21 protein-coding genes and 3 pseudogenes are annotated in these 23958 nt (G+C 68.2%); 14 read left to right on the top strand and 10 right to left on the bottom strand.

Features of this window, described 5'->3' with window-relative positions:
• Positions 1-305 precede the first annotated feature (305 nt).
• Together XCSCFBP4642_RS0101210 and XCSCFBP4642_RS0101205 are read left to right on the top strand one after the other, a co-directional pair.
• On the top strand, positions 306-560 hold the full coding sequence (locus XCSCFBP4642_RS0101210; protein ID WP_029218183.1) for an antitoxin: 255 nt from the start codon (positions 306-308) through the stop codon (positions 558-560).
• Positions 560-865 (top strand): type II toxin-antitoxin system RelE/ParE family toxin, encoded by a 306-nt coding sequence (locus tag XCSCFBP4642_RS0101205; protein WP_029218182.1) that lies wholly within the window; start codon positions 560-562, stop codon positions 863-865. The genes XCSCFBP4642_RS0101210 and XCSCFBP4642_RS0101205 overlap by 1 nt, the downstream gene beginning before the upstream one ends.
• A 34-nt stretch (positions 866-899) precedes the next feature.
• Here XCSCFBP4642_RS0101205 and XCSCFBP4642_RS0101200 read toward each other — a convergent pair whose 3' ends face one another.
• The 7 genes and pseudogenes from XCSCFBP4642_RS0101200 to XCSCFBP4642_RS30640 form a co-directional block, all read right to left on the bottom strand.
• Positions 900-1190, bottom strand: coding sequence for a HigA family addiction module antitoxin (locus tag XCSCFBP4642_RS0101200; protein WP_029218181.1), 291 nt, complete (start codon positions 1188-1190; stop codon positions 900-902).
• A 16-nt stretch (positions 1191-1206) separates the two neighbouring features.
• On the bottom strand, positions 1207-1488 hold the full coding sequence (locus XCSCFBP4642_RS0101195) for a type II toxin-antitoxin system RelE/ParE family toxin (protein WP_029218180.1): 282 nt from the start codon (positions 1486-1488) through the stop codon (positions 1207-1209).
• Positions 1489-1583: 95 nt separating this feature from the next.
• On the bottom strand, positions 1584-3974 hold the full coding sequence (locus tag XCSCFBP4642_RS0101190) for an AAA family ATPase (protein WP_029218179.1): 2391 nt from the start codon (positions 3972-3974) through the stop codon (positions 1584-1586).
• The gene (recB, locus tag XCSCFBP4642_RS0101185) at positions 3971-7912 is read right to left on the bottom strand and encodes an exodeoxyribonuclease V subunit beta (protein ID WP_029218178.1); all 3942 of its coding nucleotides are present in this window, start codon (positions 7910-7912) and stop codon (positions 3971-3973) included. The genes XCSCFBP4642_RS0101190 and recB overlap by 4 nt, the downstream gene beginning before the upstream one ends.
• Positions 7909-11313, bottom strand: coding sequence for an exodeoxyribonuclease V subunit gamma (gene recC, locus XCSCFBP4642_RS0101180; protein ID WP_029218177.1), 3405 nt, complete (start codon positions 11311-11313; stop codon positions 7909-7911). Before recC ends, recB begins: the two co-directional genes overlap by 4 nt.
• A 227-nt stretch (positions 11314-11540) precedes the next feature.
• Positions 11541-11810 (bottom strand): annotated as a pseudogene (locus XCSCFBP4642_RS26130) (autotransporter domain-containing protein); the annotation flags it as partial.
• Positions 11811-12059, bottom strand: a pseudogene (locus XCSCFBP4642_RS30640) (hypothetical protein); the annotation flags it as partial.
• Between XCSCFBP4642_RS30640 and XCSCFBP4642_RS26125 the strand changes: the two are divergent.
• From XCSCFBP4642_RS26125 to XCSCFBP4642_RS0101130, 9 genes and pseudogenes are all read left to right on the top strand, one after another.
• A pseudogene (locus XCSCFBP4642_RS26125) lies at positions 12054-12248 on the top strand (phage tail protein); the annotation flags it as partial. The pseudogenes XCSCFBP4642_RS30640 and XCSCFBP4642_RS26125 overlap by 6 nt on opposite strands.
• A gap of 58 nt (positions 12249-12306) precedes the next feature.
• Positions 12307-12444 (top strand): hypothetical protein, encoded by a 138-nt coding sequence (locus tag XCSCFBP4642_RS30635; protein WP_425480205.1) that lies wholly within the window; start codon positions 12307-12309, stop codon positions 12442-12444.
• A 499-nt stretch (positions 12445-12943) separates the two neighbouring features.
• A complete protein-coding gene (locus tag XCSCFBP4642_RS0101160; RefSeq protein ID WP_029218175.1) occupies positions 12944-13738 on the top strand; it encodes an ABC transporter ATP-binding protein in 795 nt (264 codons plus the stop codon).
• Complete coding sequence (locus XCSCFBP4642_RS0101155) at positions 13738-14487, top strand: MlaE family lipid ABC transporter permease subunit (RefSeq protein WP_005991438.1); 750 nt, start codon at positions 13738-13740, stop codon at positions 14485-14487. The genes XCSCFBP4642_RS0101160 and XCSCFBP4642_RS0101155 overlap by 1 nt, the downstream gene beginning before the upstream one ends.
• Positions 14488-14495: 8 nt before the next feature.
• Positions 14496-15029 (top strand): outer membrane lipid asymmetry maintenance protein MlaD, encoded by a 534-nt coding sequence (gene mlaD, locus XCSCFBP4642_RS0101150; RefSeq protein WP_029218174.1) that lies wholly within the window; start codon positions 14496-14498, stop codon positions 15027-15029.
• Positions 15026-15688, top strand: a complete 663-nt coding sequence (locus XCSCFBP4642_RS0101145) for an MlaC/ttg2D family ABC transporter substrate-binding protein (RefSeq protein WP_029218173.1) — start codon at positions 15026-15028, stop codon at positions 15686-15688. Before mlaD ends, XCSCFBP4642_RS0101145 begins: the two co-directional genes overlap by 4 nt.
• Positions 15678-15971: an STAS domain-containing protein gene (locus XCSCFBP4642_RS0101140; RefSeq protein ID WP_029218172.1), complete on the top strand. Its 294-nt coding sequence runs from the start codon at positions 15678-15680 to the stop codon at positions 15969-15971. Before XCSCFBP4642_RS0101145 ends, XCSCFBP4642_RS0101140 begins: the two co-directional genes overlap by 11 nt.
• 10 nt (positions 15972-15981) lie before the next feature.
• A complete protein-coding gene (locus XCSCFBP4642_RS0101135; protein WP_029218171.1) occupies positions 15982-17037 on the top strand; it encodes an MlaA family lipoprotein in 1056 nt (351 codons plus the stop codon).
• 96 nt (positions 17038-17133) lie between these two features.
• Positions 17134-18096: an IS1595 family transposase gene (locus XCSCFBP4642_RS0101130; RefSeq protein WP_006448937.1), complete on the top strand. Its 963-nt coding sequence runs from the start codon at positions 17134-17136 to the stop codon at positions 18094-18096.
• A 175-nt stretch (positions 18097-18271) separates the two neighbouring features.
• Here the strand turns inward: XCSCFBP4642_RS0101130 and XCSCFBP4642_RS0101125 are convergent, their stop codons facing one another.
• The 3 genes from XCSCFBP4642_RS0101125 to XCSCFBP4642_RS0101115 all read right to left on the bottom strand — a co-directional run bounded on the left by XCSCFBP4642_RS0101125 (position 18272) and on the right by XCSCFBP4642_RS0101115 (position 21313).
• Positions 18272-18817 carry a glutathione peroxidase gene (locus tag XCSCFBP4642_RS0101125; protein WP_029218170.1) on the bottom strand — a complete coding sequence of 182 codons (546 nt, stop codon included), beginning with the start codon at positions 18815-18817 and terminating at the stop codon, positions 18272-18274.
• 153 nt (positions 18818-18970) lie between these two features.
• Positions 18971-19354 (bottom strand): hypothetical protein, encoded by a 384-nt coding sequence (locus XCSCFBP4642_RS0101120; protein ID WP_029218169.1) that lies wholly within the window; start codon positions 19352-19354, stop codon positions 18971-18973.
• A gap of 426 nt (positions 19355-19780) precedes the next feature.
• Complete coding sequence (locus XCSCFBP4642_RS0101115) at positions 19781-21313, bottom strand: DNA recombination protein RmuC (protein ID WP_029218168.1); 1533 nt, start codon at positions 21311-21313, stop codon at positions 19781-19783.
• A 314-nt stretch (positions 21314-21627) separates the two neighbouring features.
• Here XCSCFBP4642_RS0101115 and XCSCFBP4642_RS0101110 point away from each other — a divergent pair, with 314 nt between their 5' ends.
• From XCSCFBP4642_RS0101110 to XCSCFBP4642_RS0101100, 3 genes are all read left to right on the top strand, one after another.
• A complete protein-coding gene (locus XCSCFBP4642_RS0101110) occupies positions 21628-21858 on the top strand; it encodes a hypothetical protein (protein WP_029218167.1) in 231 nt (76 codons plus the stop codon).
• A 235-nt stretch (positions 21859-22093) separates the two neighbouring features.
• Positions 22094-22360 (top strand): thioredoxin domain-containing protein, encoded by a 267-nt coding sequence (locus XCSCFBP4642_RS29790; RefSeq protein ID WP_029218166.1) that lies wholly within the window; start codon positions 22094-22096, stop codon positions 22358-22360.
• 89 nt (positions 22361-22449) lie between these two features.
• Positions 22450-23865 carry an amino acid permease gene (locus XCSCFBP4642_RS0101100; RefSeq protein WP_029218165.1) on the top strand — a complete coding sequence of 472 codons (1416 nt, stop codon included), beginning with the start codon at positions 22450-22452 and terminating at the stop codon, positions 23863-23865.
• The last annotated feature ends 93 nt before the right edge of the window (positions 23866-23958 follow it).

The raw sequence follows: 23958 nt of genomic DNA, 5'->3' as shown, positions 1-23958 counted from the left end.
GAAAGAGCCGACCAAGACGCTGAAAGAAAAGCGCGCGGCCAAGCAGGAAAAGAAGGGCAAGTAAGCCGCCCGGGCCTGCCAGATGGCGAACGAGGTCAGGTGAATCGCCTGACCTCGCGGCTTTTGGACGTTTTATTGGATGTTCTACTACTGGCTGAGCGCTGGCGTCATAACTCGGCCTCTCGGAGTCTCCCAATCACCGCCGGCATGACCTGCGGTAGCCCGCTAAACGCTGCTTTAGACCGATCAACGAGCCGGCTAACCGGCTGTGCTAATGTGGGTTTGTGCGGACTTCGGAGCTGCTTATGAGCCGTTTGACCATCGACCTAAGCGATCAGCAGCATCAGAGCCTCAAGGCGCTGGCGGCCCTGCAGGGCAAGACCATCAAGCAGTACGCACTCGAACGTCTCTTTCCGGGCGACGTAAACGCCGATCAAGCGTGGCAGGAGTTGAAAAGCCTGCTTGGGGCACGTGTCGAGGAAGGCCTTGCCGGCGAGGTTTCTACCAAGAGCATCAGCACCATCCTGGATGAAGAATTGGCCGAGGGCAGTCGCGGTTGATGCACGGCTACGTCCTTACCGACGCAGCCGAAGCCGATCTGCGCGGGATCATCCGCTACACCTCGGCACGCTGGGGCCAGGAGCAGGTTCGCCGGTACATAGCAGACCTGGAACAGGGCATCGCCCGTCTCGCAGCAGGGGAATGCACTTTCAAGGATCTGAGCGCGCTGTACCCCGCATTGCGGATGTCGCATTGCATGCACCATCACATCTTCTGCCTGCCGCGTGAGCGCGCTCCGGCACTGATCGTGGCGATCCTGCATGAGCGCATGGATCTGATGGTGCGTTTGGCCGGCAGGTTATAGCCCACGATCCACGTAGCGATGGGGGCCTCCCAACTCAAGCCACCAACCGCGTGATCCGTGACGGCAGGTCGCCCAGCGCGCGATGCGCTTGTTCAAGTTCGTAATCGGCTTGCAGGCCCAGCCAGAAGCGCTCGCTGGTTCCCAACGCTGCAGCCAGGCGCACGGCGGTGTCGGCGGTGACACCGCGCTTGCCCAGTACGATTTCATTGATGCGGCGCGGCGGCACGCCGGTTACGCGGGCCAGCGCATTCTGGCTGATGCCCAATGGCTCGAGAAACTCTTCAAGCAAGATTTCGCCAGGGTGGATGTTGGGTAGGACCGTCATGGACAGATGTCTGGGCTCAGTGGTAATCGACGATTTCGACCTCGGCGACATCGCCTTCCCTCCATCGAAAGCAGATGCGCCACTGTTCGTTGATCCGGATGCTGTACCGACCGCGCCGCTCGCCCTTCAACGCTTCCAGCCGGTTGGCGGGTGGAATGCGCAGATCGTCGAGGTGCGCGGCAGCGTTGAGCATGCGCAACTTGCGGCGCGCCACCGGCTGGATGTCGGCCGGCAACCGGCGGGAGCGCTCACCCAACCAGATCTTTTCGGCTTCCTTGTCGATAAAGCTCCTGATCATGGCTTGACCATAACGGATTTCGTTATATGACGCAAACCGTCATGACTGCATGGCGGTTGCTCTGCCGGCCAGGCGCGGGTGTCGGCTGGTTTCGATCAGAACAACGCGCCTTGCACCGGGGCCGTTGCGGGCGGCTCGGGAACCGGCGCCGGCACCGAACTCGGCTCCAGTTCGTTAGCACCCAACCTCCACGCCAGCCCCGAGATCCGCGCGGCGTGGCGCGCCAGTGCGGCGCGGATGACCGCTTCGCTGCCGGCCAGGTGCAGGGCGCGGCGGGCGCGGGTGATGCCGGTGTAGAGCAGTTCGCGGCTGAGCACGCGGGCGTCGCGGGTGGGCAGCTGCAGCCACACGGTGTCGAATTCGCTGCCCTGGGCCTTGTGCACGGTCATGGCGAAGGCGCTTTCGTGGGCCGGCAAGGTGGCGGGGTGGAAGCCGCGCACCTGGCCGTCGCCGTCGCCGTCGAACCAGGCGATCAACGGGCCTTGTGCACGGCGGTCGGCACCGGTGGCGTCGCGGTAAGAGTTGCCGCCAGGTTGGCTTGGCCGGGACGAGGGCGCTTGGTTGCCGCGATGGGTCGCGGCGCCTGCGGCGCTTCGCTCCACTGAGGAATCCGCTGCGCCTGGTTGCGAAGACGGATGGGCTTCGCTGTGCCCGGAGAAGGGAGTGGCTTCGCTTCGCCCCGGAAAGGGACTCGCTTCGCTTCGCAAACAGATGCCGACATCGCCGTTGAACAGGCCGTGGCGGTAGCTGTTTTCGGTGATCAGCAGCAGGCGGCCCTGGAACCAGGGCGAGCCGGTGCCAAGGCGGCGTGTGCCGGCGCCGGTGTCGGCCAGCAGGTGTTCGATCCGCGCGTTGAGGCCGCGCGCGCCCTGCGGGCCGGCGCGCACGGCGGTGAGCAGGCGCAGGCGCCCGGCGTCACGCAGGGCGGTGGCCGGGTCGGTGGCGTCGGCCAGCGCGCGCCAGTGGGCGAGCAGTGCGTCGCGGTCGTCGCTGAGCGGGTCGTCGCCGTCTTCGTGGAAATGCACGCCGGCCAGCTCGCCGCTGCGCAGCAGCGCGAGCGTGGTGTCGGCGTCGCCGGCGCGGATGGCATCGGCCAGTGGGGCGAGTGCGAACTCGTCTGCCTGGCGGTAACCGCGCAGCAGGTGCACGCGGTGGCCGGTGAGCCCGCCGGTGTGCGCAGGCGCGGGCGTGGCGGCAGGCGGGCTGCCGAGCAGCGGTTGCAGGGCGTGGGCGTCATCCGGCTGCAGCGCATCGCCGGGGCCGGCCGCCTGCAGGATGGCGGCGAGCACGTCGCCGGCTTCCACCGAGGGCAGCTGGTCGGCGTCGCCGAGCAAGATGAGCTGGGTGCCGTCGGCGACGGCTTCGACCAGCTTGCACATCAGCGGCAGGTCGACCATGGAGGCTTCGTCGACCACGATCAGGTCGAACGGCAGCGGGTTGTCGGCGGTGTGGCGGAACTGCGGGGCGTCGGGGATGACGCCGAGCAGGCGATGCAGGGTGCTGGCGCCGGTGGGGAGGGCGGTGGTCCAGGATGGGTCGGTGGGGGCGCTGCCCTCACCCGCCCTGCGGGCACCCTCTCCCGCAGGCGGGAGAGGGGAAACGTCTGCGTGCAGTCCGGTAGGCGGGAGACGGGACGTGTCCGGAGTCGGTGCGGCGGAGGGAGGCGGCGGGCCTTGCTCCATGGCGCGGGCCACGGCCAGGCGCAGGCTCTCGGCCATGCGCTCGGCGGCGCGGCCGGTGGGCGCGGCCAGGGCGATGCGGGGCGGCGCTGTGCCGGCGGCCTGGGCGATGCGCAGCAGCAGCATGCGGGCGATGGTGGTGGTCTTGCCGGTACCGGGGCCGCCGGTGACCAGCAGCAGCGCGCGGCGCAGGGCCAGCGCAGCGGCCTGGGCCTGGCGGTCTGGGACGTGGGATGGCGTGGGCGGGTTTGTTCCTTCTTGGTGGAGGGATGGCTCGGGCAGGCCCGTGCCCTCACCCGCCCTTCGGGCACCCTCTCCCGGGGGGAGAGGGGTCTGGGTCGCGTTCGGGAACAACTGCGCGAACAGCGGTGCCAGCGCGGTGGCGTCGAACGCGGGCATGGGTTGCGCGGCGATGCGGCGCAGTCCCAGGGCCAGGCGGCGTTCGTACTCGCGGTAGCGGCGCAGGTAGAGCAGGCCGTGTTCGAGCACCAGCGGGCAGTCCGCGGCGGCAGGTTGGTCGGGCGCGGGTTGGTCGACCCAGCGCGAGGCGGCGAGTGCGCGTTGCCAGTCGGCGGGGTCCGGCAGCGTGGACGGGGGGCCATCGCGCGGGTCCAGCAGCATCGCGGCGCGGGCCGGGTCCAGACCGGCGTGGCCGCTGGTGACGGCTAGCGAGGCGAGCGCGGCGCCGGCCAGGACCCGCGGGTCGGTGTCCGGGGCGAGGCGCTGCAGGCTTTGCGCGAAGGCCAGGTCCAGCGTGCGCAGGGCACTGGCCTGGTTGAGGGCGGTGAGCAGGGTTGGGTGGGTCATGGGGTGGGGGTTCCCGGGGCGGACGGACCCTCACCCCAACCCCTCTCTCCTTGAAGGGGACCGAGGTCCCGGGGGGAGAGGGGCTTTTTGGCGTCGCTCTCCTGGGAGGAGGGAGACTTTGGGGCGTCGCTGGAATCGGGATCTAGAGGCTTGCCGGCGAACAGAGCATCCAGGGCCTGAACCAGCGCCGGGTCGAAGCGCCAGGCGTGGATGCCGGGCGCGGACGCCTCGTCGCGTGTGGAGTCGGCCCCGGCGACCGGTACGTGTATGGGGTCGGGCACGGCCTCGTCCATGCACTGGCGTCCCGCATCCAGGCCGCGGCAGAACAGGTAGCGCACGCCGCCGAAGTCGCGGGCGTAGTCGTAGGCCTCGCCCAGGCGGAAGCGCAGCCAGCGGTGCAGCGCCACGGTGTAGATCAGTGCCTGCAGGGTGTACTCGCTATGCGCCATGACGCGGGCCAGCGCGTCGGGTTCGTAGCTGGGCAGGCGGTTGGATTTGTAGTCCAGCACGTACCAGCGGCCGTCGACGGTGTAGGTCAGATCGATCAGGCCGGTCATCAGGCCTTCCAGGCGCTGGCGTGCGCCGAAGGCCTGGCGGTCGCCGACCACCTCGAAGCGGTGCAACAGCGCCAGCAGCGCGTCCACGCGGGTGGGCTGCATGGCGAAGTGGAATTCCATTTCGTTGCGGCGCTGCGGCTCGGGCACGGCGGCCAGGGCGGTGCCTTCGGGCAGGATCACGGTGAGGGTGTTGCCGATCAGTGCAGTGAGCATGCGCAGGCCGTCATCGAGCTCGTCCTGCGCGTAGCCGCCGCGTTGCAGGGCTTCGGTGATCGGGGCGGCCTGGCCCTCGGGCGCCGGCGCGCCGGGGCGCCAGTGCTGCCAGGCGGCGAAGTCGCAACGCTCGAACACGTCGTGCATCACCACACCGAAGCGGTTGCCGGCAAAGCGCGGATCGAACGGCTCTGCCTCGGTGACCGCTGCCGCGGCGTCGCTGGCGGCCGGTTCGTCGGTACCGCCACTGCCCACCACGGTGGCGCTGGCCATCGGGTCGGTGGCGGCGCCGGCATCGGCGTTGGCCAGCTGGGTGAAGCTGTAGACCCACCATTCCGGGGCGATGTGCCGCTGCGGGATGCGCGCAGGCGGCACCTGCGCCTCGGGCGGTGGCGGCAGGCGTGGCAGCTCGGGCAGCGGGGTGGCGGTGTCGACCACCACCACGCCCTGGCCGGCCGCACCCTGCAGCGCATCGAGCGCACGCAGCATGCCGGCCAACGGCGTGCGTTCGTGCTGGTGGAAGCTGCCGCTGGCGATCCACAGCGCATGCTCGGCGCGGGTCAGGCCGACATACAGCAGGCGCGCGTCTTCGGCGCGTTGTTCCTGCTTCCAGGCCGCTTCGGCGGCGCTCCAGGCGGGGTCTTCCTTTACGTTCCAGTGCAGCTGGCGACCGGTCTCCGGTGCGTGCACCACGCAATGGCGGCCGGCGCCCTTGTCGCCGCGGCCGATGCCGATGTACGGCAGGAACACCAGCGGATATTCCAGGCCCTTGCTCTTGTGCAGGGTGACGATCTGCATGCGGCGTGCGTCCGATTCCAGCCGCAATTGCTGGGCTTCGTCGTTGTCGTCGGCATTGGCGATGCGGCGCGCCAGCCAGTCGACCAGGCCATGCGGGCCGAGCGCGCGCGCGTCGGCCTCCTGCAGCAGTTCGGCCAGTTGCAGGTAATTGGTGAGGCGACGTTCGCCATCGACCAGGGCCAGCAGGCGCTGCCCGTGCGCGGCGCCGAGTTCGCCGATCAGCGCCAGCGGGCCGCCGCGTTGCCAACGCTCGCGCCAGTCCAGCGCCTGCTGCTGCCAGCGGCGATGCCGCTCGCCGTCGTGTTCCAGCGTGGCGATGGCGATGGCGTCCTGCCCGATCAGCACCGTGGCCAGTGCGGCGCGCAGGCGGCTGTCGTCGCCCGGGTCGAGCAAGGCCTGCAGCAGCGCCAGCAGTTCCAGCGCTTGGTCGGTGGCGAACAGGCTTTGCTTGCCGGCGGCCACCGCAGCAATGCCCACCGCGCCCAGCGCCTGCTGGATGCGGGTGGCCTCGCCATGGCTGCGCACCAGCACCGCGATGTCGCCGGCCTGCACCGGACGTGCGTTGATGATGGCGGTGCCGTCGCGGCCGGCGGCCAGCCAGCCGCGGATCGCGGCCACGCAGGCAGCGGTGGCCAGTTCGCGGGCGCGGCCGGCGCTCCAGGGCTTGGGCTTTCCGGCTTGCCTGGTTTTTGCCGCTGGCGCGGCGGGCGGCGGCGGTTCGGGCGCGCGCCACAGCGTCAGCGCCGGGGCGGTGGCGCCCGCGCGTTGCAGGTCGGTGTCCAGGCGCTTGGTGCCCGGCTGCACCGGGTGGAAGGCGATGCCGTCGGTGAGGAAGGCATCGGTGTAGCCGGCCTGCGCGTACAGCGCATCGATCGCCGCCAGCACGCCGGGGCGCGAGCGGAAGTTGTGGCTCAGCGGTGGCGCCAGTTCGGCGCTGACCGCCGCCGCCAGATAGGTGTGCACGTCGCCACCGCGGAAGCCGTAGATGGCCTGCTTGGGGTCGCCGATCAAGAACAGCGACGGCGCAAAGCCGGCCGCCTGCGCGAGCGGGCCGTTGCCGAACACGTTGGAAAAGATCGCCCACTGGCGGTCGTCGGTGTCCTGGAATTCGTCCACCAGCGCGATGGCGTACTGCGCGCGCAGGCGCCTGACCAGGGCGTCGGCCTGCGGGCCTTCCAGCGCGTGCGCCACGCCATCGACCAGGTCGTCGTAGGTCTGCACGCGGCGCTGGCGCTTGAGCAGCGCGAGCCGGGCGATGGCGTCCTCGCGCAGCGCGTGCAGCAGGCGGATGCGGCGACGTGTCCGCCATTGCTCGACACGGGCCAGCGCGGTGAGATAGCCATCGATGGCGTGGCTCAGCGGCGAGGCCGGCGTGCGATCGACGAACTTCTTGTTGGTGCCCGCGGCCAGTTCGGTCGCGGTCAACTTGACCAGCTTGGGATGCGGCGTGCTGTCCTGCGACGGTGCCGCGGCGAAGGCGTCGAACCAGTGCCACAGCGCAGTGAGCCAGTCGGGTTTGTAGCTGACCTTGCTCAGCACGCCGCCGTCGATGGCAGCCATGAGGGTTTCGAAAAACGCCGTGCCATGGGTCTGGAAGGCAGCCGCCAGGACATGGCCGGCAGCATGCACGGCCTGCAGCAAGGCGGCGGCATCGTCGGTGTCGGCGCAGGCCGCCGGCAGCAGCGTGGTGTGGCGCAGCAAGGCACGCAGATCCGTGACCAGCGCCAGCGGGCCAGCGGACCACAGGGCGATCAGGTCTTCGGCCACCACCGCGTCAGCGGCGCGCTGGCGCCACAGGTCGGCGGCCACTTCGCCCAGCAGTTCGCGGTCGTTGGCGAGCAGCTGCGGGGCGGCGAAGGCCTGGCCGCTTTCCAGTGCGTGTTCGCGCAGCACGCGCGCGCAGAAACCGTGGATGGTGAACACCGCGGCCAGGTCGATTTCTTCCACCGCCTGCTGCAGGCGGCGGCGCAGCGTGGCCGGGGTCTCGGTGCCGGCGGCCAGGTGCGCGGTGAGGATGGCGCGGGTGAGCAGGACGTCGGGCGGCTCTTGTAGGAGCGGACCTGGCCGCGACGGGTCGTCGGCGAGGTCGGTCGCGCCCGGGTGCGCTCCTACGATGGTGGATGGCGCATCGGGCACCAGCGTGGCGGCCAGCACCAGGCGCTCGCGGATGCGTCGGCGCAGTTCCTGGGTGGCGGCCTCGGTAAAGGTCACCGCCAGGATCTGGCCGATGCGCAGGCCGCGCTCGACCACCAGCCGGGTGAACAACGTGGCCAGGGTGAAGGTCTTGCCGGTGCCGGCGCTGGCTTCGATCAGGCGCACGCCGTCCAGCGGCAGCTGCAGATACGGGTCGGTCGCGGTGGGCGCGCTCATTCGCCATCGTCCTGCGCGCCATGCCAGTGCCGCCAGCTTTCGATCACGCGCTGCGGATCCAGCATTGCGTCGGTGTTGGCGCGTTCCAGCAGGTCGTAGAGCCGATGGCTGGTGCTGGCGAACGCGCTGAACCGCTGCGCATCGGCGAACGGGTCGCGGCCACGGTTGACCAGGCGCAGCTCCGGGCTCTGCGATTCGCTCCAACCGAAGCTGGCCTGCCACTGCCCCGCCGCGTCCTTGATGGCCTTGTCCAGGTCGTCGCTGCGCGCGGCCTGGTGGTATTTCCAGCTGCTATAGGGCGCGAACGGCAGCGGTGCCTGCAGGCCTTGTCGATACAGCTGCAGCAGCTCGCCCAGCGCGGCCTGCGCCTGTGCCGGTGCCAGCGGTTGCGCATCGATGGGATGCGGGCCCAGGCCGTCGTCGTGCTCGAAGAAACGCACATACGGCACCTGTTCGCCGGCGGCGCGCAGCAGCAACCATTCCAGCCCGTGGCCAATCGCATTGCGCCCGGTGAGCGCGCCCACCTGCACGCGCCCCACGCCGTGCGCATACCAGCCGGGCACGCGGCCATGCAACGCGACATCGCCGATCTGCACCTGCAGCCGCTGCGACTGCGGGTCGGTGTCGCCACGCCACTGCCGGAAGGCCTGCGCATATGGCCGCAATTGCGCCAGCCGCTCGTCGAGCTGGCGCCGTCCCAGCGGGCCGGACGGCAGCAACGCGCGCGCGCGCAGACGTTCGTACAGCCCGTCCACGTCATCGGCCACTGCGGCTTGGAACACCTGTTGCTGCAAGCCGTAGTGATCCAGCCCGCGCGTGGGTGCGAGCAGCGGTTCCAGATCGCTGTCTTCGCTGGCCGGATCGGGCAGGCGCATGCCCAAACGATGGCGCAGGAACTGCCCGGCCGGGTCGCCGAACAGCCGGCGCAACTCGTCGATGGACACGCTGCCCGGCAATCCGCCGGCGTCGGCCGGCAGCGCGCCAGCCAGCCACGGCGCCAGCGGCTGGCGCTGGCCGGTGAGGCTGTCCACTGCCGGGCGCCATTGCCGGCGATAGCTGAAACGGCGCGGGTCCTTGCCCGCTTCGCTCTGCGCACCGAAGGCGGCCGCGGCGAACGGCTGCAGCGGGTGCTGCACCACCAAGGTACCGGCGGCATCGGCGGCGGCGTGGTAGTGCGCCGCGGTGGTCAGCAATTCGCTGACCAGCACCGAGGGCTCGCGCGGCCTGCCATCGCGCGCATCGGCGCCGAGATAGCTCAGGTAGAACACGTCCTGTGCGGAGGCGAACAATTGCAGGAACAAAAAGCGGTCGTCCTCGCGGGTGGAGCGGTCGCCGTGGCGGCGGCGCTCGGTACCCAGTTCGGCGGTGAGGCGGTTGAGCCCGGCCGCCGGGTCGCGGCGCGGAAAGTCGCCATCGTTCATGCCCAGCAGGCAGATCACCCGGAATGGCAGCAGGCGCATCGGCACCATGCGCCCGAAGCTGATGCCGCCGGTGAGCAGCGGTGCGCGCGTGTCCGATTCGCCCAGCACCGCGGCAAAGTGCGCACGCACCACCTCGGCCGGCACGCTGCCGGGATACTGCGCGCGCTGCGCATCGCGGGCGAACTGGTCGATGAGGCTACGCAGCCGGTCCAGTGCGCGCTGCGCACGCGGGGCCGAGGGCGCGGTGGGAATCAGCGCATCCAGCAGCTCCAGCAGGCGCTCGCGCCAGCTGGCCGGCGGCAGCGCCTCGGCCAGTGCGGCCTGGTGCCGCTCTAGCACGCGCAGCAGGCGCAGCAGCGTGTCCAGCGCAGCCAGTGCGCTGCCTTCCAGCTGCGGCCACGGCGCCACGCCGTCGATATCGTCGTCGGCACCACTGGCATGGCCAAGCAGCAGCCGGTCCAGCGCGAAGCGCCAGGTGTAGGCATCGTCGCCCGGTGCCTGGTGCTGGCGCCGATGCGCCGCATCCAGACCCCAGCGTGCGCCGGCAGCATGCAGCCAGCCGCGCAGGCGTTCCAGCCCGGCCTCGTCCAGCCCGGCGGCTTCGGCGATCGGCGCGCTGGCGATCAGGTCCAGGATTTCGTGCAGGCCGAAGCGTGCGATCGGCAGCTTCAGCAGGGTGAGAAACACCTCGGCCAGCGGCTCGCTCGCCAGCGGGCTGGCGTCGGCCAAGGCATAAGGCAATGCGTCGTCACTGCCATGGCTGCCGAACACTGCGTCCAGATACGGCACGTACGGGTCGATGTCCGGCGACAGCACCGCGATCTGGCGCGGCTGCAGCGGCGGTTCGAAGCGCGCATCGTCCAGCAATGCGCGTAGCTGATCGTGCAGCACCTGCAGCTCGCGCAGGCGCGTGTGGCAGGCGTGCACCTGCAGACTGGGGTCATGCCGATTCACCGCCGGCAATGCGGCCGGCACCGCCGGGGCGCGGCGATGGAACAGGTCGCTCTGCATGCGCCGCAACAGGCTGTCGCCCAGGCCGCCGTCGGCGAGCGGGCGGCGGCCGGACTCCAGCGGATCGGCATAGGCGGCGATTTCGGCCAGCGGGTGCACCACTTCGTAATCGCCGATCAGGGCCATGAAGTCACGGCCGGCCGCGCCCCAGGCCTGCAGCAGCGGGTTTTCCTGCACCTGGTCGGCGAACAACGCCGCCGCCCCACCCTCGCGGCGGCGTTGCCACAGGGTTTGCAGATCGCCCCAATACCCCTGCGTGGGCGTGGGCAGATAGAAATGCAACGTGCCCACGCGCGCCTGCGTGGCCAGCACGCGCAACACGTCGGGCGAGATATTGAGGATGGCGAAGGCAAACAGCCGCGCCGGCAAGCCCTGCGGCAGCGGGCCGTCGGCGCGCGCATGGCGATCCAGGTACTGGCCGATGCGGCGCGCGCGGTATTGCCGGCCGGTGGCGATGCTGCGCCACAGCCGCGCCTGCGGGTCGTCGGCATCGGCGCCGCCTTCCCAACGCAGCAACCAGTCGCGGCGCCAGGCCTGGTACTTCTCGAACACGCTGCCCAACTCGCCGGCCAGCGCCCAGGGCTTGAGCGCATCGCCATCGGACAGATAGCCAGCCAGTGGCGACAGTGCCGCATCGCTGCCCAGATCGGCCTGCAGCGCGGCGTACAGCCGCCACTGGGTGGTGGCCATCTCCAGATCGTCGTCGGCCGGGCCGAGGTTGCGCTCCAGCGCGCGCGCCACGAATTCGCCGGGGGTCAGGAATTCCAGATTCGCCGCCACCCCATGCTCGGCGGCCAGCGTGGACTGCAGCCAGCGCCGCATCGCCACCTGCGGAATCAGCACGACCTCCGGCTGCAACACCGGCTGCCCGGGCACCGGCCGGCGCAGCTCCTGCGCCAGCAGGGCAGCCAGGGTATCCAGCGCATTGGATGGATAAAGACGGAAATCGGGCGCGGACGTGGCGTGCATGCGTGCCTGCATTGTGCCGGATCGCGCAGGCACGCGTTCGCGCCACCTTCGCGGGCACCGGCACCGCGGCGCGCTCCTGCAAATGCGCGTCCTGCCCGTCAACCGCTCGAACCCGCATCGGGCCTGCACCCGGACGCCTTGCATCGCCGCATGCGCCCATGAAAACGCAATGGGCCGAACATCGCGTCCGGCCCATCGCATCGCTTACCGCATGACGTGGAGCGCGATCAGTATTTCTTTTCCAGATTGATCATCCAGGTCTGATCGTCGCCGCTGTCGCCGCCGGTGATGCCGCGGTATTCCAGCCGCGTGGACAGGCCCTGCTCGGTCAACGACGCCGCGCCGATGCCCACCATCAGGCGATTGCGATCGAACGCGGCCTGCCCGGTGCGGTAGAACGGACCGCCGCTGAGATCGGCGTAGCTCAAGGTGGGATCGCCGCGACCCTGGAAGTCGCGCTGATACTCCACGCGCAACTGCGGGGTCAGCCGGCCCCAGCCGGCAACGCCAAAGGCGACCGACACCGCGCTTGGCGAGGTCTGGTCCAGGGTGACGATGTCGATCAGATTGGCCGGGCCGTCTTCGGCCACGCTGGCCGGGGCCGCTGCGATTGACGCGACGGGAAAATCGTCGTTGACGATGGTGGCAGTGGCGCTGGACGGGCTGCCTTGCGCGTAGCCGGTACCGCTGGCGATGCTGAAGATCACCGTTTCGTCGGCTTCCACCGTTGTGTCGGAGATCGGGGTTTCGCCAACAACGTTGCCACCCTGCCGCCGGCGACGCCGCGCGCACTGTATGCCGCGCCCGGTGCGACGGTACCGCTGTCTCAATCCACCATCGGCAACAGCGGCGGCAGCCAGGCGCACCCGAACCTGCAGCCGTATACCGCGATCAACTTCTGCATCGCGCTGCCCGGCATCTTCCCTTCGCGCAGCCTGCGCGTAGCGCCTCTTCGACCAGGACGGACCTCATGGGCACTCCCTCGAACTGCAGATGCCTGCGCACACCCTGCATCGCCACCACCGGCATCTTCCCGCACCAGGCCTGATCTTTCTGCGCCGCGCCGACTTGGCGACGACCGCGCGCGCCTTGCACGTGCTGTCCGCCAATCCCGCCGCACAGCGTCTGTAGGGACGCCTGGGATTTGCTGCAGGCGACAGCAACCAGACGCATCCGCAGATGCATTGGCATCCCAGCGAGCACCCGCTTCCTTGGAGAGCGTCAGATTGGGCGTGCCAGTCAAGATGGACAGGTCCTGTGGCGACGAGAGCCATCGATCGTCGTGTCTTGTGACGCATCCAACAAGCCGCCCGTTCCGGCAACGCGACGCAGTCGACACATCAGTGCGCAATGCATCGGGTGAGCACGGCCGCCATTGCCCGCGCGACGCAGGCGCGTCGACCAGGTGCTGCGGCGCAGGCCGCTTGAGCTCCCTCCTACGGCGTACGCTTGTCTCTGCAACATCCGGGATCTTGCGATGGTCGCATTGCAGGACACGCTGTTACGCAGACAGCGCTATGGAAACCCACATCGGCGCTCGGTGAATGCGACAATACTGCACGCGGCGGTTCGGTTATGTTCAGCCCTGTGACGGTTACTCTATCGCGTTGGAATTCTGTTAAAGGCTGCAATGACGGCGTCCGCTGCCCCTGTCGTGCAAGTGTCCGGTGTCCGCATCGATCGCGGCGGGCGCGCGATTCTGCGCGATGTCTCGTTGCAGGTTCCGCGCGGCAGCATCACCGCCGTGCTCGGGCCTTCGGGGAGCGGCAAGTCCACGATGCTGGCCGCATTGACCGGCGAGCTGCGCCCGGTGGCCGGTACCGTGACCTTGTTCGGCAATGCCATTCCGCATGGCAGCCGCGCGCTGCTGGAGATGCGCCGCAATGTCGGCGTGTTGCTGCAGGGCAATGGGCTGCTCACTGACCTGAGCGTCGCCGACAACGTCGCGCTGCCGCTGCGCACGCACACGCGTCTGCCGGCACCGGTGCTGCAGCGCCTGGTACAGATGAAGCTGCACGCGGTGGGCCTGCTGGCGGTTGCCGATGCGTGGCCGCGCGAGTTGTCCGGCGGCATGGCGCGGCGTGTGGCGCTGGCACGTGCGCTGGCGCTGGATCCGCCCTTGATGATCTACGACGAGCCGCTGACCGGGCTGGACCCGATCGCCTCGGGCGTGATCATGAGCCTGATCCAGCGCCTCAACGACAGCCTGGGCCTGACCAGCATCATCGTCAGCCACCACGTGCACGAGACGCTGCCGATCTGCGATCAGGCGGTGGTGATCGCCAACGGCGGCATCGTGTTCGCCGGCACGCCCGAACACCTGCAAGACAGCACCGACCCGTTGGTGCAGCAGTTCCTGCACGGGCAGCCGGATGGCCCGATCGCGTTCGATGCCGCGCCACGCCGCGACCGGAGTGCTGCCTGATGGCCTTCGTCGAATCGATTCGCGCCTTCGGTCGCGCCGGGCTGTTTTCGTTGACCGTGCTGCGCGGCTCGCTGCCCACGCGCGATTTCATTGCCGAACTGGTGCGCGAGATCTACAAGGTGGGCGCGCGTTCGCTGCCGATCATTGCGGTGGGCGGCGCCTTCGTCGGCCTGGTGCTGACCCTGCAGGGCTACCGCACGCTCACCACCTACGGTGCATCGGACGCGCTGTCCACGCTGCTGGGGCTGTCGCTGTACCGCGAGCTGGCACCGGTGCTGACCGCACTGTTGTTCATCGGCCGCGCCGGCAGCTCGATCGCCGCCGAGCTCGGTCTGATGCGCGCCACCGACCAGATCAAGGCGCTGGAGCTGATGGCCATCGACCCGGTGGCCAAGGCGGTGGCGCCGCGCTTCTGGGCGGCGGTGCTGACGGTGCCGCTGCTGACCGGGGTGTTCTGCTCGCTGGCGATCACCGGTGGCTATTTCGAAGCAGTGCACGTGCTGGGCATCGACAACGGCACGTTCTGGTCCGGCCTGAGCAATAGCGTGGACTTCTGGGACGACTTTGGCGTGGCGATGCTCAAGTCGGCGATCTTCGGCGGCACCGCTGCACTGGTTGCCGCCTATGTGGGCTTCCATGCCGAGCCGACCATCGAAGGCACCTCGATCGCCACCACCCGCGCGGTGGTGAACGCCTCGCTGCTGGTGCTGATGTTCAACTTCGTCCTTTCTGCAATGTTGTTTAGGTGAGATAGCCCATGGCCATGCGTGGACCACGACTCGAATTCGCCGTCGGCGCCTTTTTGCTGCTGACCCTGGCCTCGTTGCTGGTATTGGCGGTGGCCTCGACCAACCAGCGCTGGGGCTTTGGCTCCAGCCAGTACACGCTGATCGCGCGCTTCAGCCAGATCGGCCAGCTGCGTGCCCAGGCACCGGTGAAGATCGGTGGCGTGATCATCGGCAAGGTCTCGGAGATCAGCCTGGATCCGACCAAGTTCGATTCGGTGGTCACGCTGTCGCTGGACACCAAGTACAAGGATCTGCCCGCCGACACCTCGGCCGGTATCTTCACCAGCGGCTTGCTGGGCGAGAGTTATATCGGGTTGCAACCGGGTGGCGATCCGGAAACGCTCAAGCCGGGCGAAGAGATCGGTTTCACCCAGCCAGCGGTGGATCTGCTGCAGCTGGTCGGCAAGTACATGTTCAGTGGCGGCGGTGATAAATCCGCTGCAGACGGTCAGGCTGCCCCGCCTGCCCAGCCCGCTTCTCCCTCTACGGAACCGCACCAATGAAGACTACCCTGCTCTCCGCCGTCCTGGCCTCGACCCTGCTGGTGTGCACACCGGCCACCGTGCTGGCACAGCCGGCTGCCGCCAGCACACCTGCGCAAGGCGCGGCCACCAAGACCGTCATCGACAGCAGCACCCGCATCCTGAGCACGCTGGAACAGCGCCGCGCCGAATTCCGCAGCAACCCGGCAGCGCTGCGTCAGTACATCGACGGCGAATTGAACAAGGCCTTCGACCGCGACTACGCCGCACGCCTGGTGCTGGGCGTGCATGGCCGCGGCGCCTCCGATGCCGATATCAAGCTGTTTGCCGATGCCATGGCCGACAACCTGATGCAGCGCTATGGCACCGCACTGCTCAACTTCGAAGGCAAGCCGACCTTCCGCGGCAAGTCCGAAAGCGCGCTGCCGGGCAACCGCGGCGTCAAGGTATCCACCGATCTGCTGCGTGCCGGCAACGACCCCACCCCGGTCGACTACCTGATGCGCAATGTTGGCGGCCAGTGGAAGATCTTCGACGTGATGATCGAAGGCATCTCCTACGTGCAGACCTTCAAGACCCAGTTCGATGGCCCGTTGCGCGAAAAGGGCATCGCCAAGGTCGCCGCCGACCTGCGCAGCGGCAGCATGCAGGTCGGCGCGGCACCGGCCAATGGCAAGTGACGGCCAGATACAGCGCAACGGCGACACGATGGTGGTGACCGGCGTGCTCGACCGTGCGGCGGTCACTGCGGCCTGGCCGCAGGCGATTGCGCACCTGGATGGCGTGCGCACACTGGACCTGTCGGGTGTACAACGTCTGGACAGCGCCGGTGTTGCGATGCTGGCCGAGCTGGCCGCGCGTCTGCGCGGCACCGGTCCTGCGGCGGTGGCGGGCGAGGCGTCCGGCCTGGACGACCTGCGTGCTGCCTATCGCCTCTCCCCCACTCTCGATTTTCAGGCCTGAGCGCCACGCCATGAACCAGTTCCGCCCCCTCCCCCTGCTGGCCTGCCTGTTGCTCGGTGCCTGCGCCAGCCAGGCGCCGAAGTCTGCGCCGCCCTCGACAGCCAGCGACACCGCGCCGGGTGCGCGGGCGCCGGTCCGCGACGATTCCGGAGTGACCGCGCAACCGGCCGCAGCCGGGTTCGCTGCTGCCGACGCGTTACCGGCCACAGCCGCACCGGCTGAGCAGGCTGGCGCCAACGCCGATGCCGGTGCGGCGCCCGCCGGCGCCCCCACCGCCGCCGAAGACGATTTCGACGCGCTGTACGGCCCAACCATCCCGCAGGCCGGCGCCAACGGCGCTCCGGCGCAACCGGGTGCGGCACCGGCCTACGACCCCTGGGAGCGCTATAACCGCGGCATGCACCGCTTCAACCTGGCGGTGGACCGCGGCGTAGCACGTCCGTTGGCGACCGCCTACACCAAGGTGGTGCCGCGTCCGGCGCGCCTGGGCGTGACCAACTTCTTCGACAACCTCGGCACGCCGCTGACCATGGTCAACCAGCTGCTGCAGGGCCACCCGGTCTATGCAGCGCAGTCGCTGGGCCGCTTCGTGATGAACACCACGCTGGGTGTGGCCGGTCTGTTCGACCCGGCCTCGGCGGCCGGCATCCCGCGGCGCAGCGAGGACTTCGGCCAGACGCTGGGCGCGTGGGGCTGGCGGAATTCGCGCTATTTCGAACTTCCGCTGTTCGGGCCGCGCACCGTGCGCGACACCTTCGGCCTGGGCGGCGACATTCCGCTCTCGCCGTTGCGCCAGGTCGACGACAGTGGTGCGCGCTTCGCCCTGCAGGGTTTGCAGCTGGTGGATACGCGCTCGCAACTGATGTCGCTGGATTCGCTGCGCGACCAGGCACCGGACGAATACGCATTGACCCGCGATGCGTGGATGCAGCGCCGCAACTACCAGATCGTGCGCGACCTGCGCAGCCACCGCGAGAAGGACAACGAGCTGCCCGACTACCTGCGCGAGGACAAGGACAGCACCGTCCCGGTGGATGCGATGCCCATCCCGCAGTGGATCCGTTGATCGGTCCTGATTAGCCCTGACCATCAGCCGCCTGTCGCAGGATCTGCGCCGCGCTGGGTGGATGCTGCTGTCACCTGAAGCCAACGAGGTGGCGTGATGAGTATCAATGCCGTGCAGTTCCAAGCGGGATTGTCGATGCCTGAGTTCTTCGCGTCCTACGGCACCGAAGCCAAGTGCTATCGCGCGCTTTACAAGTGGCGCTGGCCGCAAGGCTTTCGTTGCCCTGTTTGTGCCGGACGCGTGCGCTCGCGTTTCAAGCGGGGTGCTGCGATCTACTACCAATGCAGCGCGTGCCGGCATCAGACCAGCCTGATTGCAGGCACGATGTTCGAAGGCACCAAGCTGCCGCTGCGCACCTGGATGCTGGCGTTGCACCTGCTGACCTCGACCAAAACCAACATGGCCGCGCTGGAGTTGATGCGGCATCTGGGCGTCAACTACAAGACGGCCTGGCGGATGAAACACAAGATCATGCAGGTTATGGCCGAGCGCGAATCCATGCGGAAACTGGCGGGTTTCGTGCAGATCGACGATGCCTATCTCGGCGGCGAGCGTAACGGTGGCAAGGCCGGACGCGGATCGGAGAACAAACAAGCGTTCCTGATTGCGGTGCAGACCGATGCCACCTTCACCGCGCCGCGCTTTGTGGTGATCGAGCCGGTGCGCAGCTTCGACAACACCTCGCTGCAGGACTGGATTGCCCGTCGCTTGGCGCCCGAATGCGAGGTCTACACCGATGGGCTGGCCTGCTTCCGCCGGCTAGAAGACGCCGGCCACGCGCACACCACGCTGGACACTGGCGGTGGTCGTGCCGCGACCGAAACGGCCGGTGCACGTTGGCTCAACGTGGTGCTGGGCAATCTCAAACGCGCCATCAGTGGCGTGTATCACGCCATCGCGCAAGGCAAATACGCAAGGCGTTACCTGGGAGAAGCGGCCTATCGTTTTAATCGTCGATTCCGCTTGCGCGAGATGCTGCCACGACTTGCCACGGCCATGATGCAATCCACACCATGCCCAGAGCCGGTTTTACGTGCAGCGAGCAATTTTCATGGCTGAGAGTCGGGGCTAATCAGGTGATCGGTTGAGCTTGCGGTTTGGAATGAATACGAAAGCCCGGGGGCGATCCCGGGCTTTCTGGCAAGGCCCCACCCCGTAGATGGCGCGGATCACCGGCAATATAAATAGCGATCACAGCGACGCGGATCAAATCAGTTCGCCACCGCGCCAGATGCTACGCCGCCAATGCCGCATCCACCGCTACACGCAGGCGCGCATCGTCTGCCGGCACGTCGGGGGCGAAGCGATCGATGACCTGGCCGTCGCGGCCGATCAGGAATTTCTCGAAGTTCCACAACACGCCCGGTGCCGGGTTGGGTGCGATGCCGTAGCCGGCCAGCTTTTCGCGCATCGGGCCATCGCCGGTGGCCTGCGGGCGGGCGCTGGTCAATGCCTGATACAGCGGATGGATTTCGGCACCGGTGACGGCGATCTTGGAAAACATCGGAAAGCTCACGTCGTAGCTGAGCTGGCAGAACTGCGCAATCTCCGCCTCGCTGCCGGGCTCCTGTCCGTTGAAGTCGTTGGCCGGAAAGCCCAGCAGTTCCAGCCCCTGTGCCTGCTTGTCGCGATACAGCGCCTGCAGGCCTTCGTACTGCGGGGTCAGCCCGCACTTGGAGGCAACGTTGACCACCAGCAACACCTTGCCGCGATAGTCGGCCAGCGTGGCGGGCTCACCGTCGATGCGGGCCACGGGGATGTCGTACAGCGTCCGGCTCATCGGTGCGTCCTGGACAGGTAGAGCCGAGAGCATAAACCGCCAGGGTGGAGCGAGCGATGCCGCTGGCTCATGGCGCTTGCAGGTATCTGCCGCGACGCGCACAGGCCGATCGACTGATCGGCGTGTGCGCGCGCTTGACCCTGTTCGCAGCCATCAATCGATGCACAACGCGGCCTGGCCCATGCCGCCAACCACTTCCTGGCGGCAACCGAAGCGGTCGCTGTCGCGCTGGCAGGTGCCTGAGGTCGCGGTGCCGGTCGGCACGATGCTGGTGGCCAGGCAATCGCCGCTGCAGTCGGAGTTGTCGCTGCAGGTCTTGCCGGCATCGGCATACGGCACGATGCAGTGCGGGATCTGCATGCGGCCCACCGGGTGCAGTTGGCCACCTTTGGCAGCGCAGGCAACAGCATCCGTGGATGCAGATGGTGTCGGTGCGGGTGTCACGCCCGCCGCCTGGGCCGGTTGCGTGGTCGGAGTATTGCTACAGGCGGCCAGCAGCAGTGCGGACAGTGCCGCGTACATCCATCGGCTCGACATGCGGGTCTTCTTCTGGAACAAGAGTGCGCGCCAAGCATCGCGGCCGATGCGTCAGCGTGGCGTGTCGGGTTGGGTGGGGTTGTCTGGCGGCGTGCAGGATCGTGCCTGGACGCGATGATGGGTGATCGGCAAGGCCGCGTCGCGCCCCAAGGCGCTCCTACGGGACGTTGGTGGGATGCAGGACCGCCGATCACATGTCCTGCAGCCGGCCATCACTGCGGCGATCACCTGCAGCGCTGCGGCAGCGAACTGCCCTCCGCCGTGTAGGAGCGCACCCGGGCGCGATGGAGCCTTACCGATAACGCCTCGTCGCGCCCGGGTGCGCTCCTTCGCAAAGGTGCCGAGACAACCTGCATCAGAGGCGTGCTTGCATGCGCGGGCTCGGCGTTGTGCAGGACATCGCTGCCGGCACGCTGCGTGCGGCCCTCATTCCTGCTCGTCGCCGGCTTCATCATCATGGTTGCCGGTGTCCTCGTTGCCGGCGTCGTCGAGCAGTGCGTGCGATTGTTCGCTGGCCAGGGTCTCTACCCCGCGCAGGCGGCGCTCGATGGTGCGGGTCTTGCGACTGGCCTCGCCCAGGCTCTTGCCCACGGTGCCGATCTGCCGCTCGGCCTTCTCGAGAATGCCGGCAAACTTGCCGAACTCGCTCTTCACCGCGCCCAGCACCTGCCAGACCTCGCTGGAACGCTTCTCGATCGCCAAGGTGCGAAAACCCATCTGCAGGCTGTTGAGCAGGGCGGTGAAGGTGGTCGGGCCGGCCAGCACCACGCGGTACTCGCGCTGCAGCAGGTCGACCAGGCCGGCACGGCGGATCACCTCGGCGTACAGGCCCTCGGTAGGCAGGAACATCACCGCGAAATCGGTGGTCTGCGGTGGGCAGACATACTTGTCGCTGATCGACCTGGCCTGCACGCGGATGGCGCGCTCCAGCTGCGCGGTTGAATGCTTGATCGCGTCCAGGTCGCCCTTCTCCTGCGCGTCGATCAGGCGTTCGTAGTCCTCGCGCGGGAACTTGGCATCGACCGGCAGCCACACCACGGTGTCGTCGCCGCGCCCAGGCAGGCGGATCGCAAAATCCACCGCTTCGGCGCTGTCGGGCTTAAGCCGCACGCCACCCGCGTACTGCTCCATCGTCAGCGTCTGCTCGAGGATGTTCTCCAGCTGCACTTCGCCCCAGCCGCCACGGTCCTTGACGTTGGTCAGCACGCGCTTGAGATCGCCCACGCCGGTGGCCAGCTGCTGCATTTCGCCCAGGCCGCGCTGCACCTGCTCCAGCCGCTCGGACACCAGCTTGAAGGAGGCATCCAGGCGCGTGTTGAGCGTGGTCTGCAATTTTTCGTCGACAGTGGCGCGCATCAGTTCCAGCTTGCTGGCGTTGTCGCTCTGCAGCGCGGCCAGCTGCTGCTCCAGGGTGGCGCGCATTTCGCCGATGCGCAGTTCATTGCGCTGGGTGAGCTCGTTCAGGCGTTGGCCCAGGGCTTCGGTGAAGCGCTGTTGCGATTGCCCGGCTTCATCGCGGCCCTTGCGCGCGTCTTCGGCCAACGCCTCGCGCAGGGCGGCCATGTGGGTGTCGGTGCGCGCAATCAGGTCGGTCAGTTGCTGGCCGAACACGTGGATGCGGGCTTCCTGCTGCTGGCCGAAGCCATCGAGCTGGGTGCGCAGCTCGGTCAGGCGCGCGGTCAGCAGCTCGCCGGTGCGTTGCTGGGCCTGGCTGCTTTCCTCGCGCGCCTTGCGTGCGTCTTCGCCCAGTGCTTCGCGCAACTGGTCCAGGCGTTGATCGGTGTGGGTGGACAGTTCGGTGAGATTGCGCGCGAAGATTTCCAGGCGACCGTCCTGCTGCCGGGACAGGCCTTCGAGTTGCTCGCGCAATTCGCCGCGGCCGTCGCGCTGCTCGGCGCGCAACGCCTGCTCCAGCCCGCTGGTGGAAGGACGCCGCAGCAGCAAGGCCAGCTGCAGCACGAAGACTGCGCACAGCAGCCCGAGAAGGATCAGGGATTCGGATGACATGTGCGCAGTGTAGCGGTGCCGGTCGCACCCGCTGCGTCAGTGCACTCCGGAGTGTGCGGTGGGCGATTGCTGCACGGTGCGCTGGCAGTAGCAGATGACCGGCCCGCCACACCGGTGACGGGCGCCCGCTGGCGCTGACGACCGGCCGCGACACCTGCGCCCCTGTGGCGCAATGCAGTTGCGCAGCAGCACGGTCGCCTAGTGTGAACCCCTCGTCACCGCCATGGTTCTAACGTGCCTGCATGCGCTCACCCCGCTCGCTGCCAATGCAACGCTACGGCCGTCGCGATGGCGATTCCGGCGTGGTGGCGTATGCGCTGGCCGACGCTGCCATTGCCGTGCGCTTTCGGAGTGGCCAGACCTATGTGTACACCGCCGACAGCGCCGGCGCCGAGGTCGTGGCGACCATGCAGCGGCTCGCCGTGGCGGGGCGTGGTTTGAGCACCTACATCAGCCAGACCGTGCGCGAGGCTTACGCGGGCAAGATCGAGCCGTAGCGGTGCGCCATTGCAGCGGTGAGAATGCAGGACCGAGCTGCAGCGTGCCGGACGCACACGCCTGCGTTCGCCGCCCTGCGTGCGTGTGGCGGCGTGCAGTCGCGCCACCGTCGCCTCTTGCCATTGCGACCGATTGCGCGTGCTGCGGGGAACACATGCTGGAGATCTACGGAAAGCCGATCTCGATCAACGTGCGCAAGTGTTGTGGTTATGCGATGGGTTGGCACTGGACTGCATGCTGCATGCGTATGGCAGCGGCTGTGCATCGGTGCAGGCGCCGGAGCTTCGCGCGCTCAATCCCAACGCGCTGGTGCCGGTGATCGGCGATGGCGAGCTGGCGCTGCTGTGGTTCAACCTATGGGGCCATGCGGCCAATGGCGCAGCGCCGCAGTTGCGCGACTGGAGCCACTTCGCTGCCGGCGCGGTCGGGCTCGCCGGCGCGTGGGCGGTGCAGCTGATCTATCGCAAGGCGCGGCCGCCGCATCGCCCGTCGATGGAGTGAGCTGGGATCGGGGGTGGGCTTGGACCAATAGCTTTGCTGCGCTGCGTTGGGCGACACTCGCACATTCTCTTGATTCCCGCGAGGTTCGCATGTCGTCTTGGCTGAGGCGCAAATCCATCGATCAGGTCACCGTGCACGAGGCCGGGCGGCAACTGGTCCGCAGCCTGAGCTGGCCGCATCTGATCGCACTGGGCATCGGCGCTATCGTCGGCACCGGCATCTATACGTTGATCGGCGTGGGCGCCGACAAGGCCGGCCCCGCGGTGCTGCTGTCGTTCCTGGCGGCCGGCATCGTCTGCGCCTGCGCGGCGCTGGCGTATGCGGAAATGGCCACGATGATGCCGGCCGCCGGCAGCGCGTACACGTACAGCTACACCGCGCTGGGCGAGAGCATCGCCTGGGTAGTGGGCTGGAGCCTGGTGCTGGAATATTCGCTGGTGGTCAGCACGGTGGCGGTGGGCTGGTCGGGCTATTTCGTCGGGTTCCTGCAGTGGCTGGGGGTGGAAGTGCCCCAGACGCTGATTGCCGGGCCGCATGCCGGCGGCATCGTGAACCTGCCGGCAGTGGTGATCACCTTCCTGGTCGCCGGCATGCTGATGGCCGGCACCAAGGAAAGCGCCACGCTCAACGCGGTGCTGGTGTTGCTGAAGATCATCGCGCTGGGCGTGTTCGTGGCGATCGCCTTGCCGGCCTTCAACAGCGCGAATCTGCAGCCGTTCATGCCGTACGGTTTCTCCAAGACGATGGGCCCGGATGGCGTGGAGCGCGGGGTGATGGCGGCAGCGGCGATCATCTTCTTTGCGTTCTACGGGTTCGATGCGATTTCCACAGCGGCCGAGGAGACCAAGAACCCGGGGCGCGATCTGTCGATCGGCATCGTCGGCTCGATGATCGGCTGCACGCTGATCTACGTGCTGGTGGCGCTGGCCGCAGTCGGCGCGATGAGCTTTACCGTGTTCGGCAAGAGCCCGGAACCGCTGGCGCTGATCCTGCGCGAACTCGGCCACGGCAAGGCCGCATTGGTAATCGGCGCGGTGGCGATCATTGCGCTGCCAACCGTGTTGCTGGCGTTCCTGTATGGGCAGAGCCGGATCTTCTTCGTGATGTCGCGCGACGGGCTGTTGCCGCGCGGCTTGTCCAAGGTCAACGCGCGCACCGGCACACCGGTGGCGATCACGCTGTTCACCGCGGTGCTGGTGGCGGCACTGGCGGGCGTGGCGCGGCTGGACGAGATCGCCGCGCTGGCCAATGCCGGCACGTTGGCGGCGTTCACCGCGGTGGCGGCATGCCTGTTGGTGTTGCGCGTGCGCGAGCCTGGCCGCGCGCGGGCGTTCCGCACACCGCTGGCCTGGGTGGTGGGACCGGTGGCGATCCTGGGCTGCCTGTATCTGTTCTGGAGCCTGCCGAGCAAGACGCAGGGGTGGTTCCTGCTGTGGAATGCGCTGGGCGTGGTGGTGTATCTGGCGTATGGGCGGCGCAATAGCCGGTTGAACCAGGCCGGGTGAGGCGTTGTTGAGAGGACGCTTTCAGCTGGGTTGCGCGACGCCGACCAGTCCCTTCTCCCGGCGGGACATTGTCCCCCTTCATGGGGGAGAAGG

The sequence above is a fragment of the Xanthomonas cassavae CFBP 4642 genome (assembly GCF_000454545.1).
Taxonomy (GTDB): domain Bacteria; phylum Pseudomonadota; class Gammaproteobacteria; order Xanthomonadales; family Xanthomonadaceae; genus Xanthomonas; species Xanthomonas cassavae.
The sequence above is the reverse complement of the archived record's forward strand: the minus strand, read 5'-3'. Positions and strand labels throughout refer to the sequence as shown.

Excerpts from the sequence above, each read along its gene's own strand:
- XCSCFBP4642_RS0101110 (WP_029218167.1), top strand. The coding sequence starts at position 21,628 with ATGCAACGCTACGGCCGTCGCGATGGCGATTCCGGCGTGGTGGCGTAT.
- XCSCFBP4642_RS0101120 (WP_029218169.1), bottom strand. The coding sequence starts at position 19,354 with ATGTCGAGCCGATGGATGTACGCGGCACTGTCCGCACTGCTGCTGGCC.
- recC (WP_029218177.1), bottom strand. The coding sequence starts at position 11,313 with ATGCACGCCACGTCCGCGCCCGATTTCCGTCTTTATCCATCCAATGCG.
- mlaD (WP_029218174.1), top strand. The coding sequence starts at position 14,496 with ATGGCCATGCGTGGACCACGACTCGAATTCGCCGTCGGCGCCTTTTTG.
- XCSCFBP4642_RS0101100 (WP_029218165.1), top strand. The coding sequence starts at position 22,450 with ATGTCGTCTTGGCTGAGGCGCAAATCCATCGATCAGGTCACCGTGCAC.
- XCSCFBP4642_RS0101200 (WP_029218181.1), bottom strand. The coding sequence starts at position 1,190 with ATGACGGTCCTACCCAACATCCACCCTGGCGAAATCTTGCTTGAAGAG.
- XCSCFBP4642_RS29790 (WP_029218166.1), top strand. The coding sequence starts at position 22,094 with ATGCTGCATGCGTATGGCAGCGGCTGTGCATCGGTGCAGGCGCCGGAG.
- XCSCFBP4642_RS0101130 (WP_006448937.1), top strand. The coding sequence starts at position 17,134 with ATGAGTATCAATGCCGTGCAGTTCCAAGCGGGATTGTCGATGCCTGAG.
- XCSCFBP4642_RS30635 (WP_425480205.1), top strand. The coding sequence starts at position 12,307 with ATGCCTGCGCACACCCTGCATCGCCACCACCGGCATCTTCCCGCACCA.
- XCSCFBP4642_RS0101210 (WP_029218183.1), top strand. The coding sequence starts at position 306 with ATGAGCCGTTTGACCATCGACCTAAGCGATCAGCAGCATCAGAGCCTC.
- XCSCFBP4642_RS0101160 (WP_029218175.1), top strand. The coding sequence starts at position 12,944 with ATGACGGCGTCCGCTGCCCCTGTCGTGCAAGTGTCCGGTGTCCGCATC.
- XCSCFBP4642_RS0101155 (WP_005991438.1), top strand. The coding sequence starts at position 13,738 with ATGGCCTTCGTCGAATCGATTCGCGCCTTCGGTCGCGCCGGGCTGTTT.
- XCSCFBP4642_RS0101205 (WP_029218182.1), top strand. The coding sequence starts at position 560 with ATGCACGGCTACGTCCTTACCGACGCAGCCGAAGCCGATCTGCGCGGG.
- XCSCFBP4642_RS0101140 (WP_029218172.1), top strand. The coding sequence starts at position 15,678 with ATGGCAAGTGACGGCCAGATACAGCGCAACGGCGACACGATGGTGGTG.
- XCSCFBP4642_RS0101145 (WP_029218173.1), top strand. The coding sequence starts at position 15,026 with ATGAAGACTACCCTGCTCTCCGCCGTCCTGGCCTCGACCCTGCTGGTG.
- XCSCFBP4642_RS0101135 (WP_029218171.1), top strand. The coding sequence starts at position 15,982 with ATGAACCAGTTCCGCCCCCTCCCCCTGCTGGCCTGCCTGTTGCTCGGT.
- XCSCFBP4642_RS0101125 (WP_029218170.1), bottom strand. The coding sequence starts at position 18,817 with ATGAGCCGGACGCTGTACGACATCCCCGTGGCCCGCATCGACGGTGAG.
- recB (WP_029218178.1), bottom strand. The coding sequence starts at position 7,912 with ATGAGCGCGCCCACCGCGACCGACCCGTATCTGCAGCTGCCGCTGGAC.
- XCSCFBP4642_RS0101195 (WP_029218180.1), bottom strand. The coding sequence starts at position 1,488 with ATGATCAGGAGCTTTATCGACAAGGAAGCCGAAAAGATCTGGTTGGGT.
- XCSCFBP4642_RS0101190 (WP_029218179.1), bottom strand. The coding sequence starts at position 3,974 with ATGACCCACCCAACCCTGCTCACCGCCCTCAACCAGGCCAGTGCCCTG.